The 19754-nt window shown below is 62.9% G+C and carries 11 protein-coding genes; 4 read left to right on the top strand and 7 right to left on the bottom strand.

Annotation, left to right across the window (positions count from 1 at the left end):
* Positions 1-27: 27 nt before the first annotated feature.
* The 7 genes from xylB to AC1RTP_RS04500 all read right to left on the bottom strand — a co-directional run bounded on the left by xylB (position 28) and on the right by AC1RTP_RS04500 (position 11869).
* A complete protein-coding gene (xylB, locus tag AC1RTP_RS04530) occupies positions 28-795 on the bottom strand; it encodes a D-xylose 1-dehydrogenase (protein WP_498605828.1) in 768 nt (255 codons plus the stop codon).
* Positions 796-812: 17 nt separating this feature from the next.
* Positions 813-1979, bottom strand: a complete 1167-nt coding sequence (locus AC1RTP_RS04525) for a fumarylacetoacetate hydrolase family protein (RefSeq protein ID WP_498605112.1) — start codon at positions 1977-1979, stop codon at positions 813-815.
* Between the two features lie 102 nt (positions 1980-2081).
* Positions 2082-3587: a tryptophan halogenase family protein gene (locus AC1RTP_RS04520; RefSeq protein ID WP_498605111.1), complete on the bottom strand. Its 1506-nt coding sequence runs from the start codon at positions 3585-3587 to the stop codon at positions 2082-2084.
* A gap of 14 nt (positions 3588-3601) precedes the next feature.
* Positions 3602-5251 (bottom strand): GH35 family beta-galactosidase, encoded by a 1650-nt coding sequence (locus tag AC1RTP_RS04515; RefSeq protein WP_498605110.1) that lies wholly within the window; start codon positions 5249-5251, stop codon positions 3602-3604.
* Positions 5252-5305: 54 nt separating this feature from the next.
* Positions 5306-8362 (bottom strand): TonB-dependent receptor, encoded by a 3057-nt coding sequence (locus tag AC1RTP_RS04510; RefSeq protein ID WP_498605108.1) that lies wholly within the window; start codon positions 8360-8362, stop codon positions 5306-5308.
* A gap of 334 nt (positions 8363-8696) precedes the next feature.
* Positions 8697-10358 carry an alpha-L-fucosidase gene (locus AC1RTP_RS04505; protein WP_498605107.1) on the bottom strand — a complete coding sequence of 554 codons (1662 nt, stop codon included), beginning with the start codon at positions 10356-10358 and terminating at the stop codon, positions 8697-8699.
* Between the two features lie 26 nt (positions 10359-10384).
* Positions 10385-11869 (bottom strand): tryptophan halogenase family protein, encoded by a 1485-nt coding sequence (locus AC1RTP_RS04500; RefSeq protein ID WP_498605106.1) that lies wholly within the window; start codon positions 11867-11869, stop codon positions 10385-10387.
* Between the two features lie 158 nt (positions 11870-12027).
* On the opposite strand from AC1RTP_RS04500, the gene AC1RTP_RS04495 reads away from it, so the two are divergent.
* The 4 genes from AC1RTP_RS04495 (at position 12028) to AC1RTP_RS04480 (ending at position 19707) form a co-directional block, all read left to right on the top strand.
* The gene (locus tag AC1RTP_RS04495; protein ID WP_498605104.1) at positions 12028-14688 is read left to right on the top strand and encodes a polysaccharide deacetylase family protein; all 2661 of its coding nucleotides are present in this window, start codon (positions 12028-12030) and stop codon (positions 14686-14688) included.
* Between the two features lie 127 nt (positions 14689-14815).
* Positions 14816-15715, top strand: a complete 900-nt coding sequence (locus tag AC1RTP_RS04490) for an alpha/beta hydrolase (protein ID WP_498605103.1) — start codon at positions 14816-14818, stop codon at positions 15713-15715.
* Between the two features lie 21 nt (positions 15716-15736).
* The gene (locus AC1RTP_RS04485; RefSeq protein WP_498605101.1) at positions 15737-18085 is read left to right on the top strand and encodes a glycoside hydrolase family 31 protein; all 2349 of its coding nucleotides are present in this window, start codon (positions 15737-15739) and stop codon (positions 18083-18085) included.
* Positions 18082-19707, top strand: coding sequence for a family 43 glycosylhydrolase (locus AC1RTP_RS04480; protein WP_498605100.1), 1626 nt, complete (start codon positions 18082-18084; stop codon positions 19705-19707). Before AC1RTP_RS04485 ends, AC1RTP_RS04480 begins: the two co-directional genes overlap by 4 nt.
* The last annotated feature ends 47 nt before the right edge of the window (positions 19708-19754 follow it).

The raw sequence follows: 19754 nt of genomic DNA, 5'->3' as shown, positions 1-19754 counted from the left end.
CTTTGCTTTCAAAAAGAGGAAGTGCTATCAGCCGCCGTACCAGCCGGCGTCCACAAAATATTCGCGACCGCTGCAGCGGCCGGCGTTGGACGATGCCAGGAACAGCGTGAGCGCCGCCACGTCCTCCGGCTGCACGCGCTGCGGCAGGCATTGCGCTGACAGGATGGCCGCTTCGCTCTCGGGGGTCTGCCACAGCGCCATCTGGCGCGGCGTGTTCACAGCGCCCGGCACGATGCAGTTGACGCGGATGCCTTGCGGACCGAGTTCGCGCGCCAGGCCGCGTGTCAGCCCTTCGATGGCGGCTTTGGCGGCCATGTATAAAGGCAGGTCAGGCAGCGCCAGGTGCCACGAGATGGAGCCGAAATTCAGGATCGCGCCGCCGCCCTTGGCCTTCATGCCAGGCGCCACGGCCTGGGCACAGAAGAACTGGTGGCGCAGGTTGACCGCCAGGCTGTCGTCCCAGTACTGCGCGGTGACGTCCTGCAACTGGTGGCGCTTGTCGTTGGCGGCGTTGTTGACCAGGATGTCGGCCGCGCCGTACTCGCGCTCAATCCCGGCAAAGACTCCCGCAAGCTGATCCAGGTCCGTCAGGTCGCAGCGGTAGTAGCGCGGCGGACGCCCGTATCCGGCCAGCTTCGCGGCCAGCTCCTGCGATGCTCCGTCCTGCACGTCGAGGAACGCCACCTGCGCGCCCTGCCCTGCGAATGCTTCAACGATGGCAGCGCCGATGCCGGTGCCGCCGCCGGTGATCACCACCAGCTTGCCCTCAAGGTCGGGGTAGCGTGCGTATTCCATTGCTTGTTGCGCCATGCTTACTCCCCGAACGCGATGCCGCGCTGCGCCAGGTTGCTGTACAGCGCGCGCACACCGAAGGTCCACGGCGGCAGCTGGTCGCTGCGCTGCACTTGGTTCACCAGGGTGCCCAGCGCAGGGCTGCTGATGCTGACGCGGTCGCCCAGGTGGTGGGTGAAGCCGCCGCCAGCCGCGTCGCGGTCCTTGGTCGGCGAGAACATGGTCCCGAGGAAGAGCATGAAGCCGTCGGGATACTGGTGATGCTTGCCGCAGGTCTGGGAAACCAGGTCGAGCGGGTCACGGCTGATTTCGCGCATGCGGCTGGTGCCGGCCAGTTCAAAGCCATCATCGCCTTCGATCAGCAGGCTCACTTCGGCGTTGCGCACGGCGTCCACGGTAAAGTGCTCATCGAACAGGCGGATAAAGGGGCCGATGGAGCAAGAAGCGTTATTGTCCTTGGCCTTGCCCAGCAACAGTGCGCTGCGGCCTTCGACGTCGCGCAAGTTGACGTCGTTGCCCAGGGCGGCGCCCAGCGCCACGCCGGCGCTGTTTACGGCCAGCACGATCTCCGGCTCAGGATTATTCCATTTAGAGGACGGATGAAGGCCCACGGCGTCGCCATGGCCAACCGCCGACATCGGCTGCGACTTGGTAAATACTTCGGCGTCCGGGCCGATGCCCACTTCCATGTATTGCGACCACAGGCCCTGCGCCACCAGGTCTTCCTTCAGGCGCAGCGCTTCGTCGGAGCCGGGGCGGATTTCGGACAAGTCGGCGCCGATGCGCGACTGGATCTCACGCCGCAGGTCCGCGGCACGTGCCGGGTCGCCTTTGGCGCGCTCTTCGATCACGCGTTCGAGCAGGCTGACCGCAAAAGTAACGCCGCAAGCTTTAATGGCCTGCAGGTCGCATGGCGCCAGCAGGCGCACGCCGCGGCCCGCCGGATTGTCCAGCAGCTCGCCCACCGGACCGAGCGATTCACCAGAGGCCTGCGCCGCCAGCTGCAGCAGGTCGGCGCGTTCCAGCAATGCGGACACCGTAGGCGCGCTACGCGTAATATCGAAAACTTCGCCGTGGCGCACCACCACGACGGACGGGCCCACGCCTTCGCGCCATACCCGCCCTACCAGCAGTGCCCTTTCCAGGTCCTTGGGCAACATTGCATTCGTCACTTGAATCTTCTCCATGTCTGCGTTAGATGTTTGACGAGTGAATGTTGCCCTTTGTCTTAGCCATCCGCAATTATGAAACTCACCAAGGGCGATCATGTTTAAGCGCACGGCGCCAGTTCATTTCGCGTTTGTCAGCCGCGCAATGTATTGGCCATGGCCTGGCATTGCCGCGACTGCACGGCTAATGGAATCGTGCACCCGGGAGAAGTGTTCACGCATCCGCGCCAGGTCCATCAGGTCTACCAACGGGTCGTAGGATTGCGGCACAATGCCAAGGCCCATCAGTATCGATACGTGCGAGGCCACGCCGAAACCCTGCGAATCGTAGATCGTGACGTGCCCTGTCGCGCGGAACAAGTCGATCTGGTGCCGCAGCGTATCCGGAATCGCCATATTGGCGCAGTAGCGCCAGAATTCGGAGTCACTGCGCTGGGTGGCTTTGTAGTGCAGGATGATGAAGTCGCGCACGTACTCATAGCGCTGCGACACCAGCCGGTTGAATTCATCGGCCAGCTCCGGACGGAAGTCCATATCTGGGAAGTACTGCAGCAGCCAGCCAACCGAGTTTTCGATGATGTTGATACTGGTCGATTCCAGCGGTTCCAGGAAACCGCTCGACAGGCCAATCGCCACGCAGTTCTTGATCCAGGACTTGCGGCGCCGGCCGGTGGTAAAGCGCAGCTGGCGCGGGCTGTCCAGCGCCTTGCCGTCGAGCCCCTCCAGCAGCACGCGCCCTGCTTCTTCATCGCTGGTGAAGCCGTTGCAGTACACATGGCCGTTGCCGGTACGGTGCTGCAGGGGGATGCGCCAGGTCCAGCCGGCGCTGCGTGCGGTCGACGTAGTGTAAGGCGTGAGCGGATCCACCTTCTCGCACGGCACGGCTTGCGCGCTGTTACAAGGCAGCATGGCGCTCCAGTCGTCGTAGCCCGCCTGGTAGACACCTTCGATCAGCAGGCCGCGGAAGCCGGAACAGTCGATGAACAGGTCACCCTCTACGCGGCGCCCGTCCTTCAGCTTGAGGGCCGTGATGAAGCCGGTCTCCGGATGCTGCTCGACTTCGTTGATCATGCCCTCGACGCGCTGCACACCCAGTTCCCTTGCGTAGTCGCGCAGGTAGGCGGCATACAGGCTGGCGTCGAAATGGTAGGCGTAGGAGAAGGCATTGGTGACCGCAGGCTGGTCGCCGTAAGGCTCCATGAAGCGGTTATTACGCGCCATGGCCGTCGCCGTCGACCACTCCTCGTAGGACGGCATGTCCTTGAATTCACGGGACAGCCGCAGCCAGTACGTCACCGGCGAGCGGTTCTCGATGGCTGGGCCGAAATCGCCAAAGCCGTGGAAGAAGCGGTTGCCGATATGCCCCCAGTCCTTGAACTCGATGCCAAGCTTGAAAGTGGCCTGCGTCTTCCGCACGAAATCGGCGTCATCCAGACCGAGCGCCTGGTTGAAATAGCGGATGGTGGGCAGCGTCGCCTCGCCGACACCCACCGTGCCGATTTCCGGCGATTCCACCAGTACGATCTCGCAGGACTTGCCGAGCTTGAGCGCCAGCGGCGCGGCGCTCATCCAGCCGGCTGTGCCGCCACCGACAATGACGATTTTCCGGATCGGCTTACCTGGCATAACTCCTTCCCCCTTTAATAAGTGCCCAGACGGATCTTCAGTACCGTAGGGTTGGCGGTCAAATTGATTCCCCAGTCGGTCTGGTCGCCATTCCAGTTGCGTTCCATGATCCACTTGCCTGCGTTGTCGAAATGCCCCTCTTCCACGCGGGCATACATCGACGGCTTGCCGGCATTCGGGCCGGCGCCTTCAAAGGCCAGCCGCATGTTCTGGCCGATCACCACGAACTCGTTGTCGCCCACCTGCGCCAGGGCGGCGCCGCCGTTGGGCGATTCGGTGCCGGCCGGACGGTCGTCGCTATTGTTGGCATTCCCGAACTGCCATTCGCGGAAAGATGCCGTGACTTTCCAGCCATTGGCGCTGATCGATTGCGGCTTGCGATCCTCGCCCTCGGCAAAGCCGAAAGTGCGCCCGTCCAGCGCCCATTGCGCCCACTGCCCTTGCATCGGACGGAAAGCAGCGTAGATCTTACCAAACGGCTCGGCCATGGCCTTATCCTTCAACTTCGATCCGAGCGGGTAATTGCTGTAGTCCGCATAGTCGATGCCGAAAGGCGAAATCCCGAGCGCGCCGCGGCCCAGGATCTGGTAAACATACCGCGCATACCCCGCTGCATTGCCCATCTCCGGCACGAACAGCGCATTGTCCGGGCGCTGGAACAGCGACAGCGTTGCGGCCACCTTGTTCGATTCAGGCGAATAGATGTCCGGCGCGGCGATGTCGATATGCGGGGCAGCCGCTTTGTAAATATCGATCACGTCGAAAGTCGGGCCGCCGCTGGCGAAATTGCCCTTCCACGGCGCCACTGGCTCGACAGGATCGCGCAGCGCATTGTTGACGTACATCGGCAGGTCGTACACCGCACGCCCGGCTTTGGCCAGCGTCTCGATATAGCTGGCCACCGCGTAGGCATGGAAATACTCGTCGGCGTATGCACCGTACACCTCGGCCCAGGTGCCGCTGGCGGCGCCTGGCACCGGCGCCTTTTTTCTCGCCAGGACGGCCGGCGGCACCGGCTGGCGGAAGGCCGCCTCCGCTTTCGCGCCGAAGTCGCGCACGGTGCCATAGGTGCCAACTTCATTTTCGACCTGCACCATGATCACGGTGCGTTGCGCGGCATCGATCTTCATCAGGTGCGCCATCAGGGCGACAAAGGCTTTCTTATCGGCCTGCAAGGTCTGCTCGCCGAACGGCGACAGGCAGTAGATCACCTTCCCTTCCTTGTCGACCATGCGCGGGAAGCGCTGGTTGTCGAACTTCACCCACTCCGGCGTGTACTGCGGGCCAGTGTTCTTCCAGATGCCGAACCACAGCAGGACCAGGCGCATCTTGTTCTGGCGCGCCTGCGCAACGAGGGTGTCGACGTAGCTGAAATCAAACTTTCCCTCGGCCGGTTCCAGCTGCTCCCAGGCTACCGGAATTTCGACCGTGTTGGCATGCGTGTCTTTGGCGGCAGCCCAGACCTTGTCCAGCGCGGCCGGATAGTTGCTGGAGTTATGCGCCTGCACGCCCAGCAAGGTGAAAGGCCGGCCATCGACCAGCAGCGCATAGCGCCCGTCCTTATGTGCCAGCTGCGGTATCGGCGCCTGGGCGGCGCCGGCGTTCGCAGCCAGCACGGCCATCAAGCAAAATGCCGCCATCAGGCGGCTGTGATTCCTCTTCATGCGTCATCCATATCAAAAAGGCAGCACGCCGCTCGGGCGTGCTGCCAGGCCGTCTTAGAACGAGTAACGGGCTTGCAGGTAGTAGCTACGGCCGGTGAAGTTGGCAAAGTGCTCCTTCATGCCGATATGCTGCTGCACGTATTGCTTGTACATGGCGTTGTTCAGGTTGCCGACGTTGAAGGCCACGGTCATGTTGTCCGTCACCTTGTACTGCAGCCCCAGGTCCAGCTGGCCATACGCGCCGCCCCATACCGGCAGTGCATAGTTCACCGAGTTCAGTTGCCCCTTGTTCGGGCTATCGGGGTTCTGGTCGAGACCATCGGTGCCATTGCTGCCGTAAGCATTAATCACTTGCAGGTAGGTCGAACGCCAGCTGTAGGCCAGGCGCGCCGACCATGGACCCCGGTCGTACAGCAAGGCCAGGTTGTAGGCATTCTTCGACATGCCCGTCAGCGGCATGTTGCCGATCACACGGCCATCGGTATCGCAACCCGCAAGGTCGCGCAGCGTATTGGCCTCCAGCGTGCCTTTCGGCGTACACCACAGGCCGGCCGGCGCGTGCATATCCAGCTTGCTGTCGATATAGGTGTAGTTACCCGACAGGCCAAAGCCCGAAAGCCAGCCCGGCAGCTTGTCGAAATAGTGCTGGAATCCGAGTTCGGCGCCGCGTGCACGGCCGTCGGCGCCGTTCACTGGTCCCGTCGTCAGGAAATCATGCGCCGTGCCCGCGCTGTCCGTCAGCGTATAGACGAACGTGCGGTTGATGATGATGTCTTTGAGGTTCTTGTTGAACACGGACAGCGTCAGCGAACTGCCATGGCTGCCATACCATTCGGCCGTCAGGTCAAGGTTGGTCGACGTGGTCGGCTTGAGCATGGGGTTGCCGTTGGCATTACCCTTGTAATCGATCGAATCGAGTACCGACTGATTGGTCGTCGCGTCGGTATGCGTGTTCACCTTCTGTTCCAATGTGGTGTACTGCTGCATCAGGTAGAAGTCCGGACGCGTCATGCCTTTCGACGCGGCGAAGCGGAACTGCAGCTGGTTGCCGGCTTTCATGCGCAAGTTCAGGCTCGGCAAGACATTGGTGTAATTATGTTCAACCGTGCGCTGGTCGTTCAACTCCGCAATGACAGGCACGCCCGGCGGCTGGGTCCCCGTTGGAGGGCTGAAGAGGAACATGCCGACTGCCTGCGCTTCCGTTCGCACGACCCGCGTGCCGATATTGCCATCGATCGGATAGGGCAAGCTGTCAAAGGCGAAGCGCAGCTGGGCGTACGCCGCCTTGGTGCGCTCGTGCTGCTCGTTGGTGTCGCTCGGGCCGCCGAACGGCGACGGCTTCCAATTGGTGCAATCACCGGTCGGACCGGGGTTGGCGCAGAAATTGTTGGCGTAGCCGTGCAACTCCTGGAACATCGCCGGCGTTGCATCGAAGGAGCCGGCCACCGTCGCCGGGGTCGGCACGATGATCGCCGGCGGCGCTGGCACGGTGCCGTTGAAGAAGCTGGGGAAGGCGTGCGCGGTGTAGTTCTGGCCCAGGCGCGGATCGGTCAAGACGGCGAATTTGCTGTACGGCTGCCAGCTGTTGCCGACCGACCAGGACTGCGTGATGTTTTGCCATTCGTTGCCGCCATTGCCGCCGTGGGTGCGGTTGGTGACCGAGTCGCGCTTGGTCGCGCGCACGCCGAAACGCAGGTCCTGCAGCACAGGCGAGTCGAAAATGAACTTGGCGTCGAGGCGTGCCGCATTCTGTTTGGCCACCGCCTTGTCGCGGTGCTCCTGGGCGAAGCTCCAATAGTAATGCGACGGATCGGCCAGCCAGGCACGGTCGCTGTCGTCGAAGGTGTAGGTCGGAGGCGAGGTGCGCAGGTCCATCGTTTCCTTGGGCATGAAGCCGCCCAGGCCGACAGTATTGTCGTAGCCCTTGGTAGTGGCACGGGTATGCTGCAGGTCCGCCTTGAATACCCACTGGTCGGAAGCGCGCCACTGGGCGTTCCAGGACAGGTCGGAGGTGTCTGCCTTGCGGCTGGTGGTGCGCGCGTCGGTGCCGAAGCCGATGCCGTTGCTCAGGCCGAAACCGCCATCGGTCGGGTTGCGCAATACGCCAGTCAACAGCGCCCCTTGGTCGTCGTAAGTCGCCCCCGGATCGACAGTAAGCGTCGAGGCGGTCGTGGTCATGAAGAACCCGCTCTCTTCCGTGTAAATCTTGTACTTCGATTTGAAGTAGGTCAGCCCGGAGGAGAGATTGTCTTTCTTCCATTGCAGGGCGCCATACAGGCCGTCGCGGGTGCGGTCGAAGGTGTTCGAATTCCAGCTGGCGCCGGGGCTGATCCAGCGCAGCTGGCCGGGCGTGATGTCGGCGCGCGGCAGGTAGTTGCTGACGCCGAGGGCGTCGCTGGCGGTGGAAATCTGCGAATGCGACAGGTCGAGCAGCGCGCCCACCTGGCCGATCGGGGTATCCCAGCGGTTCGACACCAGGCCCGACACCGCCGGCTTGGTCTTGCCGCTGCGGCTGGCGCGCGAACCTTCCACCGAGAGCGCAGCCTTGAAGCCCTTGAAGTCGAATGGCATGGCGGTGCGCAGGTTGACCAGGCCGCCCACCGCGCCTTCGATCTGCTCGGCGGACGGATTCTTGTACACGTCCACGCCGGCCATCAGCTCGGGCGGCACGTCCTCGAAGCTCAGCGCACGGCCACCGTTGGCGGAGAACGAATCGCGCCCGTTCAATTCGGAGCGCACATAGCTCAAGCCGCGCACCGACACGCCGGTGCCTTCGGCGGCGAAGTGCTGGATACCGTCGCCCAGGCCTTGCATCGGATCCGCGCGGTTCATCGTGCGGTCGATGCTCACGCCCGGAATGCGCTGCAGCACTTCGGTGACGGAACGATCCGGCAGTTTGCCGATGTCGTCGGCCACGATTGAATCGACGATTTCGTCGGAATTCTGTTTGATCTTCTGGGCCGATTCCAGCGCCGCGCGTTGGCCCACCACCACCACGGTGTTCGGATCCCCTTTGCCGGCAGGCGCCGTTTGCGCCAGTGCGACGCCACTTGCCAGCAGTGCAATGTGCGCTGCGGCCGTGGCAATCGCTGTTTTCTTCAACTGTTTCACTCGGTGTCCTCTCGTTCTCACTTATAGGTTTGGCGACGGCAAGTCGCCGCCAATTTATCCAGCTGATATTGATTGCGCCGGGCACGCCGCCGTGTCGGGAACGTTTCTGCGCATACTGTGGAGCGCCGGGCGGATTGCGCCCAATCTCCGCGCCGCCTTAACCAAGGCTTGCGATTTTGCCGCTGTACGCGGCAAGAATGCGGATCGTCATGGAAAGTCTCCTTCTGGTATTTTTTATAATGCTTTGCGATGAATGCATTCTGCGCCTGGACATATTCGCCAGCAATTACGAAAATCACCAATACAACAAACGAAAAACTGTAATGCCGTGCTTTCAGGTGATCTTCAGCACATTGGCGTAAGCAATTGCGGGTTTGTTGGCCGGCATCGTCACCTGCAAGCCGTCGGCGGTCTGGCGGAAGGCCAGCGGATGGCCGCTGCTGACCAGTTCAACGCGCGCAATGCGCTTCTTCAGGTGCGGCGTCGCGCTGCGCAGCGCCTTGATCAGCACCTTGCCGTCCTGCGGCCAGCCCATCACAAAGGCATATACCGCGTTGCCTTTGGTGGTAAAGCGAAGATCGGCAGCCGAAAACGGTTTGCCTTTGCCCTCGTTGAATCCGGCGCCGGACATGGGTGCGGCCGCTTCTTCCATCACCGGCCCCTCGCCGAACACGTGCCACGGGCGGGTATCGTAAATGGCGTCGCTGTTGCGCGCCATCCAGCGACCGATTTCCTCGACAATCGCGGTTTCCTGCGAGTCGATGGTACCGTCGCCGCGCACGGGAACGCTAAGCAGCAGGTTGCCGTTCTTGCTCACCACGTCGATCAGGGTATGCACCACGGACTGCGCACTTTTGTAGGCGCGGTTGTCATAGATGCGGCGGTCATAGTGCCAGCTGCCGATGCAGGTGCAGGTCTGCCATGGTAGTTCTTCAATCTTGTTGCTCTGGCCGCGCTCGATGTCCCACACCATGCTGCGGCGCTGCTGTTCATTGAGGATCTTGCCGTTGACGACCGCTTCCAGCTTGCCCTTGGTGGCGATGCTTCGGTTGTACATATGCGCCGCCAGGCGCATGCCGACGTCGCTGATCGGGTACAGCGGGAGTACCGTGTCGTCGTAATACACGAGGTCCGGATCGTAGGTATCAATCAGGTCACGGGTGCGGGCGAAGAATTTGTCGCAGTAGGCCTTGTCCGGAACCGCGGCGCCGCCGCCCCAGTGCCATTGTTCGTCCCATATGCCTCCTTCGCCTCCGGTTTTACTCAGGGGGTGGCGCTGCGCGTACAGGCCTTGCGGGTCGATGCCTTCCCACCATTTGCCGAGGCCATCGAGGCGTGTCAGGTTGCCGTCGTACGGTACGCCGGCATAAGGTCCGCTCTTGTCTGCACGCTGCGCCAGCTCAAACCAGGTCCACGCGTGGGCGGCGTGCACGCTGACGCCAAAATGCAGGCCGTTGGCGCGCGCCGCCTTGCTCCAGCCGGCAATCAGGTCTTTGCCCGGACCGATTTTCGTCGAGTTCCATTCCGGCTGGTAGCGGCTATTGTAGGTATCGAAGTTGTCATGGTGATTGGCCAGGGCTACGAAATACTTCGCGCCGGCCTTCTTGTACAGAGCTACCAGGCTGTCCGGATCCCAGTTCTCGGCCTTCCATTGATGGATGACGTCCTTGAATCCGAATTGCGATGGGTGACCGTATTTCTTCAGGTGATTGAGGTAGGCATCGCTGCCCTCCTCGTACATCGCACGACCGTACCAGTCGCCCAATTCAGGTTCGCATTGCGGCCCCCAGTGCGCCCAGATGCCGAACTTGGCGTTGCGGAACCAGTCCGGTACCTGGTACTTGTCCAGCGAATCCCATTGCGGCTTGAATGGGCCTGATGCGATCGGCGTCGTTGCGCCGGGCGCGAGGGTGTCGGCGGCGGCACGCGCCACACCGGACAATGCGGCGGCAGGCACCACCGCTCCAAGCTGCTTCAATAAATCGCGTCGTTTCATCAGTCTTCCTATGGGTGATGCATCAATCAGCGTGCCAGCACGCTTTGCAGGTAATCTTGGTGGGTGGGCATGGCGGCAACGGCGGCGGCGATAGTGTCACGGCGGTAGCGCAAGGCGCGCAGGGCGTCTTCGTGCGAAATGTCGCGCAGCGAGGGATCGGCTCGTTCGGGCCAGTGGTCCATGCCAGCGTGGATCGCCAGCCAGCTGGTGGCATCGAAGCCTTCTTCGTCGTACTGGTGCAGCGCGCCGGACTGGCGCCATGCGTGGATCTTAAAGGCCAGCGTTTCCGGCAGCTCCATGCCCGCCATGTCGCGCCACAACTGGCTGTCGCGGCGCGCCGTCAGGCAGTAATGCAGGATGATGAAGTCGCGCACGCGTTCGAACTGGCGCACCATGCCGGTGTTATAGGCAGCCACTTCGGACGGCGCTGGGCGGGCGCCGGGCAGCAGCATCTCGATCAGGCGTCCCAGCCCGCTTTGCACAAGGAAGATGCTGGTCGATTCCAGCGGTTCCAGGAAGCCCGAAGAGAGGCCCAGCGCGACCACGTTCTGCACCCAGAAGCGCTGGCGGTGGCCGGTGCTAAAGCGCAGCAGGCGCGGCTCCGCAACCGGCGCCCCATCGAGCTGCTGCATCAGTTGTTCGCGCGCCCGTTCCTCGTCGATGTAGCGGCTGGAGAATACATGGCCATGGCCGGTGCGGTTGCTGAGGGGGATGCGCCAAGCCCAGCCGCCTTCCAGCGCGGTAGCGCGCGTATAGGGAACCAGTTCCGGCCCGCTGCGCTCGCAAGGACAGGCCCAGGCGCGGTCCACTGGCAGCCAGCGGCCAAAATCCACGAAGCGCTCTTCCAGCGTGCGGTCAAGCAGCAGGGAAGCGAAGCCGGAGCAGTCGACGAACAGGTCGCCCTCCACCACACGCCCGTCGGCCAGCTTGAGCTGGGAAATGCCGCCGTCGATGCGGCGTTCCGCATGCTGGATGCGCCCCTCGGTGCGGCGCACGCCGCGCTGCAGCGCGAGGGTGCGCAGGAAACCGGCGTATAACGTGGCGTCAAAATGGTAGGCGTAACTGAATTGCTGCTCCTCCTCCGAAGCTGCGAGCTGGAAGCGCCCGGCCCTCGCCATCACGCTGGGCAGGCATTGCTCGCCCAGGGTGCCAAGGCCGGCGTCACCGACGCGGCGGTACTGGCCCCACAGCGAGCGCGGCCCGCTCAAACCGCCAAAGTCGCCGAAGGTATGGAAGTAGTTTTCGCCGATCGCCCGCCAGTCGCGGAATTCAATGCCCAGCTTGTAGGTTCCGTTGGTCGCGCGCAGGAATTGCGCTTCGTCGATACCGAGGAGCCTGTGGAAAGTGCGGATGGACGGAAAGGTGGCTTCACCGACGCCGATAATGCCGATTTCCTCGGATTCGACCAGCTCCACCGAACTCGCAGGCAGCGCCGTCGCCAGCGCGGTCGCGGCCATCCAGCCGGCTGACCCGCCACCTACCACCACGATACGCTTGTATGCAGTATTCATCCTCGTCTCCATGTGCGATCTGCGTGGATCGGCTCTTTATGTCATTGGATTTTGCAAGGGAGGCAATTCCGGCGCAATTGTGAAAAATACCAAGGGGCTCAATGAAATCTTGCAGGGCAATTGATCCATGCTGCACAGGCGTGGAGAATGCCCCACTTATGAAACTGATCACCTTTACGATTTGTCTTGCGCTTCTGGCGCCATTCGCCGCAACGGCTCAGGGGCGCCAGGCCCTCCCGCTTGATCAAGGATGGCATTTTCACAAGACCGGCGACCATGGCTGGCAGCCGGTTACCCTGCCCCATAGTTTCGATGGATACCGCGGCCCGTCGTGGTATCGACGTACGCTGCAACTGTCGCAAAAACACGACGGACAGCGCCAATTCCTGGAATTCGACGGCGCCGCACTGGTCGCGGAAGCCTGGATCAACGGCCGACATGCGGGTCGCCATACGGGAGGTTTCGCGCGCTTCCGATTCGATATCACGGACTTGCTGGCGGCCGGTGATAATGAGATCGTGGTCCGTGTCGACAATGGAAAGGATGCCGCTGTGGCGCCGCTCGCGGGCGACTACACGATGTACGGTGGCCTGTATCGCCATGTTCGGTTAATCAAAACCAACGATGTCCATTTCGATATGCTCGACGATGGGGGACCGGGCGTGTATTTCCGCGCTTCCGACATTTCGCCGCAGCGCGCGTCGCTGGCGTGGACTGCCCGTGTCCGCAATGACCGCGCTCGCAAGGTACGTGCGGTCGTCACCGCGCGCTTGCGCGATGCCGGTCAGCGTATCGTCGCCACGGCAAACAAGATCGTGACTGTCGCCGCGCACAGCAATGCGGAAGTATCGCTTGCCGGCAGCTTGGTCGCGCCCCATTTGTGGCAAGGCGTAAGCGATCCTTACCTGTACACCACCGAGGCCGAAATCGCGCTGGACGGCGGTAAACCAGCGGCTGCCGACCAGCTTTCCTTCCAGTCGGGCATTCGCGATATCAGGCTCGATCCGGAGCGAGGCTTGCTGCTGAATGGGGCGAGCTACCGTGTGCATGGCGTCAACGTGCACCAGACGTCACTTCCCGGCAAAGGCATTGCCGCCACCGACGAGGATATCGATACCGACTACCGCATACTGTCCGAGCTCGGTGTGACAGGGCTGCGATATGCGCACTACCAGCATCCGCAACGTGCCTACGAGCTGGCCGACCGCTTGGGATGGCTGGTGTGGACCGAAGTGCCGCTGACGGCGGCAGTCAATGGCTCCGACGCATTCCTGGCGACTAGCGCGCAGCAGCTGCGCGAACTGGTCCGCCAGAACAGCAACCACCCGTCGGTGATGGTGTGGGGACTTGGGAATGAAATTTACCAGAGCGATGCCGCCAGCGCACATGTCCTGTCGTCGCTGCAGCAACTGGCGCACCAGGAAGATCCGTCACGGCCAACCGCCTACGCCAATTGCTGCGGTCCGATCGATGGCCAGCAGGCCTCGCACACCGACTCTGTCGGCTCGAACGTCTATTTCGGCTGGTATGACGGAGAGTTTGGCGACCTTGGGCCTTTCCTGGATGGCAACCACGCGCGACGCCCTCGCACGCCGCAGTCGGTCAGCGAATATGGCGCAGGCGCCAGCGCCGTACAGCAGGAAGACCCGCCGCGCCGCCCGCAGCCCGGTGGACGCTGGCACCCCGAGCAATACCAGGCCCTGTACCACGAAGCAGCGTGGCGCCAATTGTCCGCGCGTCCGTGGCTGTGGGCGACCTTCATATGGGCCGGCTTCGATTTTCCATCAGCGGGACGAAATGAAGGCGATGCACCCGGCTTTAACGACAAAGGGCTGGTGAGCTTTGACCGCCAGGTGAAGAAAGACGCCTATTTCTGGTACCAGGCCAATTGGAGCAGGAAGCCGATGGTCCACATTACCTCGCGCCGCGCCACGCAACGCACAGCGGCGGACACGCAAATCAAGGTGTACAGCAACCAGCCCAGCGCCAGGCTGCGGCTTAACGATGCCGATCTGGGCGAACAGCCCGTGGTCGATCACGTCGCCAGTTGGCAGGTGCACCTGAAAGAAGGCCGCAACCGGATCGAAGCCAGCGCAGGCCCCGCCGCCGATGCAATCAGCGCAAGCCTGGCCGCGCCACTGACGGCGACAGCATGCCCAGCGACCGCCCTGGGCACGTCGCGCACCCTGACACTCAAGCGCGAATTCGCTGCATATGGCAAGGCACAGCATGGATCGCTTCCCTTGCAAAAGGGCGAAGTGGTGCTGACCTTCGACGACGGCCCCCTGCCCGGCTTGATCGATCGCGTGCTGCAAACATTGTCGGAGCAGTGCGTGAAGGCGACCTTCTTCATGACCGGCGCCAACCTCGCGGCTCACCCCGAGCTGGGGCAGCGTGTCGCGCAAGCCGGCCACACACCGGCCCTGCACAGTTTCGCCCATCCATCTTTGAGGGCGATGCCGCCCAACGAACAGCTGGCCGACCTGGAGAAAGGGATGCAGGCTTTCGCGAAAGTGTTTGGCGCCGAGCCGGCGGCGTACCGCTTCCCCTACCTTGAGGAGACCCCGCCGGTTCTCGCGGCGCTCAGGGAAAAGAAGATCACGGTGGCCTCGGTGGACCTGGGCATTGACGACTACCTCCCCAACGACATGCGCACCACCGCCCTGGTCGAACGCCTGGTCGCGCGGCTGGAGCAGACCGGCGGCGGCATCATCCTCATGCACGACGCCAACCAGCCTACCGTCGAAGCCCTGCCCGAACTGCTCAAGGCCATCAAGGACAAGGGCTATAAGGTCGTGCACTTACGCTGGGAAGACTGACTCCGGCCAGCCATGCCATGCGATGCGGTAAATCATTGAGCGGATCGGTGATTTTCATAATTGCAGCGCCCCGCGCAGTCTGCAAAGATGGCTCGGTTCATAAAACAATATTGAGGATGACACCCCTATGCGAGCATGGATCCTGGCCCTGCTGTTCCTGGCCGCCAGCGGCGCGCAAGCCCAAAACACCGAGGTCGCCCTGTGGCCGGAAGGCGTGCCGAATGCCAAGGCGCACGCCGGCCCGGAACGCGTTGACGGGGAGCGCATCAGCAATATCAGCCAGCCTTCACTGACCGTTTATCCTGCTTCTTTCGACCGCCCGGCCCATACCGCTGTCATCATCTGCCCCGGCGGCGGATACGAATACCTTTCCTTCACGCGCGAAGGACAGCAGTACGCACAGTGGCTGTCCAGTATCGGTATCACCGCCTTCGTGCTGAAATCCCGCCTGTCCGACTATGGCCATCCGGCGCCACTGCAGGACGTGCTGCGCGCCGTGCGTCTGGTGCGTTCACAGGCCGCGAAGTACGGCGTCGCCCCGGACCGCATCGGCGTCATGGGCAGTTCGGCGGGCGGCCACCTGGCAGCCAGCGCCTCCACCCTGTTCGACAACGCAGCCGGCCGCACCGGCAACGCACTGGATACCGTCAGCGCACGCCCCGACTTCGCCATCCTGATGTACCCCGTGATCACCATGGACGGCCCGGCTACGCATGAGGGTTCGCGCAAGGCGCTGCTTGGCGCCACGCCATCGGCATCGCTGGTGCAGCTGATGTCCCTCGAAAAACAGGTGACCGCCATCACCCCGCCCACCCTGCTGATCCACTCACAGGACGACGGTTATGTCCCGCCCGACAACAGCATCCAGTATTTCCAGGCCCTGACCCGCGCCCACGTACCAGCCGAAATGATCGTCTTCGAGCACGGAGGCCACGGCATGGCTATGCGCGCCGGCAACGGCAACGCATCGAACTGGCCGCGCCGCGCCGAAGACTGGTTGCGCGAACACAAACTCATTCCACAATAACCAACACAAGCAGGAGATGTCATGAAGTTGCATTGCAAGCGCAAGGCATTGGCCACCGCGATTTCCATGTTGGCGCTGGGTGCCTCGGCATCGGCGCTGGCCGCACCGATCACCACCCTTGACCGCAACGGCGCCTGGGTTTCGGTCGAAGCCTACGGCCCGAACGTGGTCCATATTACGATCGCCGCCGAAAAGGCCGAGGCGCTGAAGGGCCCTGGCTTCGGCATCCTGCCGAAGAACGCGGACAACACGGCCTTCCGCCACAATAGCGGCAAAGACGGCGACACCTTCGCATCGTCGGCCATGAATCTGCGCGTCGCCCCCGCACCGGTGCCGCGGGTGCCGACTCAGATGGAAAAATACTTCGCGCCGCAATTGGCGCCGGTCGCACTGCAGGTGCGCAATGCCAAGGGCGAACTGGTACTCGACATGACAGGCTGGGACCTGGCGCCCCAGACCGTCGCCGGTGAAAAGACCTACCAGGCCAGCGCCAGCTTCAGCGCGCCGGCCGACGAGCATTACTACGGCATGGGCCAGAACCAGGAATCGACCGGCCCGCTGGACCTGCGCGGCCGTATCCTCGACTGCAAGCACTGGTACGACGCGCCTGGCGGCGAAACTGTCTGCGTGCCGTTCATGGTGTCGTCCAAGGGCTATGGCATCGTATGGGACAATCCTTCCGCCACCCGCTTCACCGGCGCGATCAACGGCCGCACCGCCTTCTCGTCCACCGTCGGTGAGCGCGTCAGCTTCTTCGTCATTACCGGCAACACCCCGGAGGAGATCTACTCCGGCTACGCCCGCGTCACCGGCAAGACGCCGATCCCGCCCAAGGCTGCTTTTGGCCTGATCCAATCCAAGGCGCGCTACGAGAGCCAGCAGGAAATCCTGCGCGTGGCAAACACCTACCGCCAGAAGAAGTATCCGCTGGATGTAATGGTGGTCGACTGGTTCTACTGGACCCGCATGGGCCAGCTCGACATCGACCCGGCGCAATTCCCCGCGCCTGCCGCCATGAACAAGGAGCTGCACGACCTGGGCATGCAGTCGATCATCTCGGTCTGGCCGCGCTTTGAAACCTCCGGCCGCTACTTCAATGAACTGGAAACCAAGGGCTTCTTCCTGAAAGACAAGGACGGCAAGACCGTCGACGGCCTGCCGTCCCGCTCCGACCGCGCCGGCGCCCTGATCGATTCCACCAACCCGGCAGCGCGCCAATGGTTCTGGGAGCACATGCGCGACAACATCCTGTCGCAGGGCTTCGACTATCCGTGGCTGGACGAAACTGAACCGGACCTGGTACCGGATGGCTACTTCTACTCGATCGGTTCCGGCGACCGCTATCACAACGTATTCCCGCTTGTGCATGTGGAAGGCGTACAGCAAGGCATGCGCGCCTGGAAGCCGAACAAGCGCGCCCTGATCCTGTCGCGCGCCGCCTACCTCGGTTCGCAGCGCACCGGCGCCTTGTTCTGGTCCTCGGACATCAATCCATCGTGGGAAGCGCTGGCGCGCCAAATCCCGACGGGCCTGAACATGACCACTTCCGGCATCGCTTACTGGGGCAACGATATCGGCGGCTGGCAATGGCTGCCTCAATCCACCAACGCCACCAAGGCGCCGCTGGTGGACCCGAGCGGCGCCGAGGCGACCATCGGCCAGAACCGCGACTATCCTGAACTGCTCACCCGCTGGTTCCAGTACGGCACCTTCTTGCCGACGCTGCGCCTGCACGGCGACCGCAAACATGCGGAAATCTGGGAATTCGGGCAGCAAGCGGAAAACATCATGGCGCGCTATGACCGCCTGCGCTACCAGCTGATCCCTTACATCTACAGCCAGGCCAAGTCCACGTATGACAGCGGAGCGCCGTTCATGCGCCCACTGTGGATGGACTTCCCGAACGATCCAAAGGTGGCCAATATCGGCACCCAGTACATGTTCGGCCCGGCCTTCCTGGTCGCACCCGTGACCGAACAGGGGCAGACCGAAAAGGATGTCTACCTGCCGGCTGGCAGCGACTGGTACAACTTCTGGACCAATGAGAAGCAGTCCGGCGGCCGCTGGGTGCGTGTCGCGGCGCCGATCGACCAGATCCCGGTCTTCGTGCGTGCCGGCTCCATCGTGCCGCTGGGCGCCGACATCCAGTCCACCGCGACCAAACAGGCCATCGCCGAAATCAAGGTCTATCCGGGCAAGGATGGCGAGTTCGCGCTGTACGACGACGACGGCGTGTCGTACGACTACGAAAAGAGCAAGGGCACCCAAGTCAAGCTGCAATGGAATGATGCCGCAGGCAAGCTGACCGTGAACGGCGACAGCGAGCTGTCGCGCAAGGCTCCTTCGATCGTCAAAGTGGCAGGCAAATGAAGAAGGCTGCACCAGAAATCGATCCAGCCCAGCGGCGCGGCTTGCTCAAACTGGCCCTGGCCGGTGCGGGCGCCGTAGCTGCGCCGCTGGTGGCCGGCGCCGCGCCGGCTACTGCTTGCACCCCGCATGCGCCCCGTCCAGCTCACGGCGTCGAAGGCCAGCGCAAGGCGGACCTGGGCAACGGTACCTACCTGAATCCAATCGTCCCCGGCGACCACCCCGATCCGACCATCCTGAAGGACGGCGACGATTACTACATGACGTTTTCGTCCTTCCTGTCCTATCCGGGCGCGGTGATCTGGCATTCGCGCGACCTGGTCAACTGGGCGCCTATCTGCGCAGCACTGACCAAGCCGATCGGCTCCGTGTGGGCGATGGACCTGGTCAAGCACAACGGGCGCTACTTCATCTACATCCCGGCCGGCGATGACATCTTCGTCATCCATGCCGACAATATTCGCGGACCGTGGAGCGACCCGGTCGACCTCAAGCTGAAAGGCTGCATCGATCCCGGCCACGCTGTCGGCGAGGATGGCAAGCGCTACCTGTTCTTCAATGGCGTGCGCCGCATCGGACTGTCCGACGACGGCTTGTCCACCGTTGGCCAGCTGGAGCACGTCTACAATCCATGGCGCTACCCGGAAGAATGGGTGGTGGAGATGTTCGCCCCCGAAGGCCCCAAGCTGTTCCGGCGCGGCGAATGGTTCTACCTGGTGACTGCCGTTGGCGGCACCTCCGGCCCGCCAACCAGCCATATGGTGACCGTGGCGCGTTCGCGCTCTATCCACGGGCCATGGCAGGACTGCCCCGCCAACCCCATCATCCGCACCCGCAGTGCGGACGAACCGTGGTGGTCGCGCGGCCACGCCACCGTCATCGAGGGGCCAGGCGGCGACTGGTGGATGGTGTACCACGCCTACGAAAACAGCTTCCGTACGCTCGGCCGCCAGGCCCTGCTCGAACCGATCGAGTGGACCAGCGACGGCTGGTTCCGCGCGCGCGGCGGCACCTTATCGAAAGCCCTGCCCAAACCCAAAGGCGGCGTTGCTTCGCCGTCCGGCCAGCCCCTGTCCGACGACTTTTCCTCGAACAGGTTCGGCATCCAGTGGAGCTTCTTCGACCCGGCGCCCGGCGAAATGTCGCGCGCCCGCTACGAAGACAAGGCGTTGCTTATCAAAGGCAAAGGCAACTCGCCATCAGACTGCTCCCCGTTGACCTGCATCGTGGGCGACCGCGATTACGAAGCCTCGGTGGTGCTCGATATCTCGGAAGGCGCGCAAGGCGGCCTGTTGCTGTATTACAGCCAGCGCGGCTACTGCGGCATCGGCTTCAGCCCGACGCAGATGTTCACCTACCACTGCAGCGAAGAGCAAAGCTGGATGCGGCAGAAAGTACAGGCGAGCACTGTCCATATCAAGCTGGCCAACCGGGGCAACATCGTCACCTTCCACTACTCCTTCGATGGCGTAAAGTGGATCAAGCATCCGTGGCAGATGGAGGTGTCCGGCTTCCACCACAATGTGTTTGGCGGCTTCCTGAGCCTGAAAGTCGGCATCTACAGCGCCGGCAACGGCCAGGTCAGGGCGCGGCAGTTTGCCTACCGCGGCTTGAAGCCAGCCTAATCCAGCAACGACGGGGGCCTGACCCGCCGCGTCAGGCCCTCCCCCTG

The organism is Pseudoduganella sp. GW821-FHT11H04 (assembly GCF_058807935.1).
The sequence above is the reverse complement of the archived record's forward strand: the minus strand, read 5'-3'. Positions and strand labels throughout refer to the sequence as shown.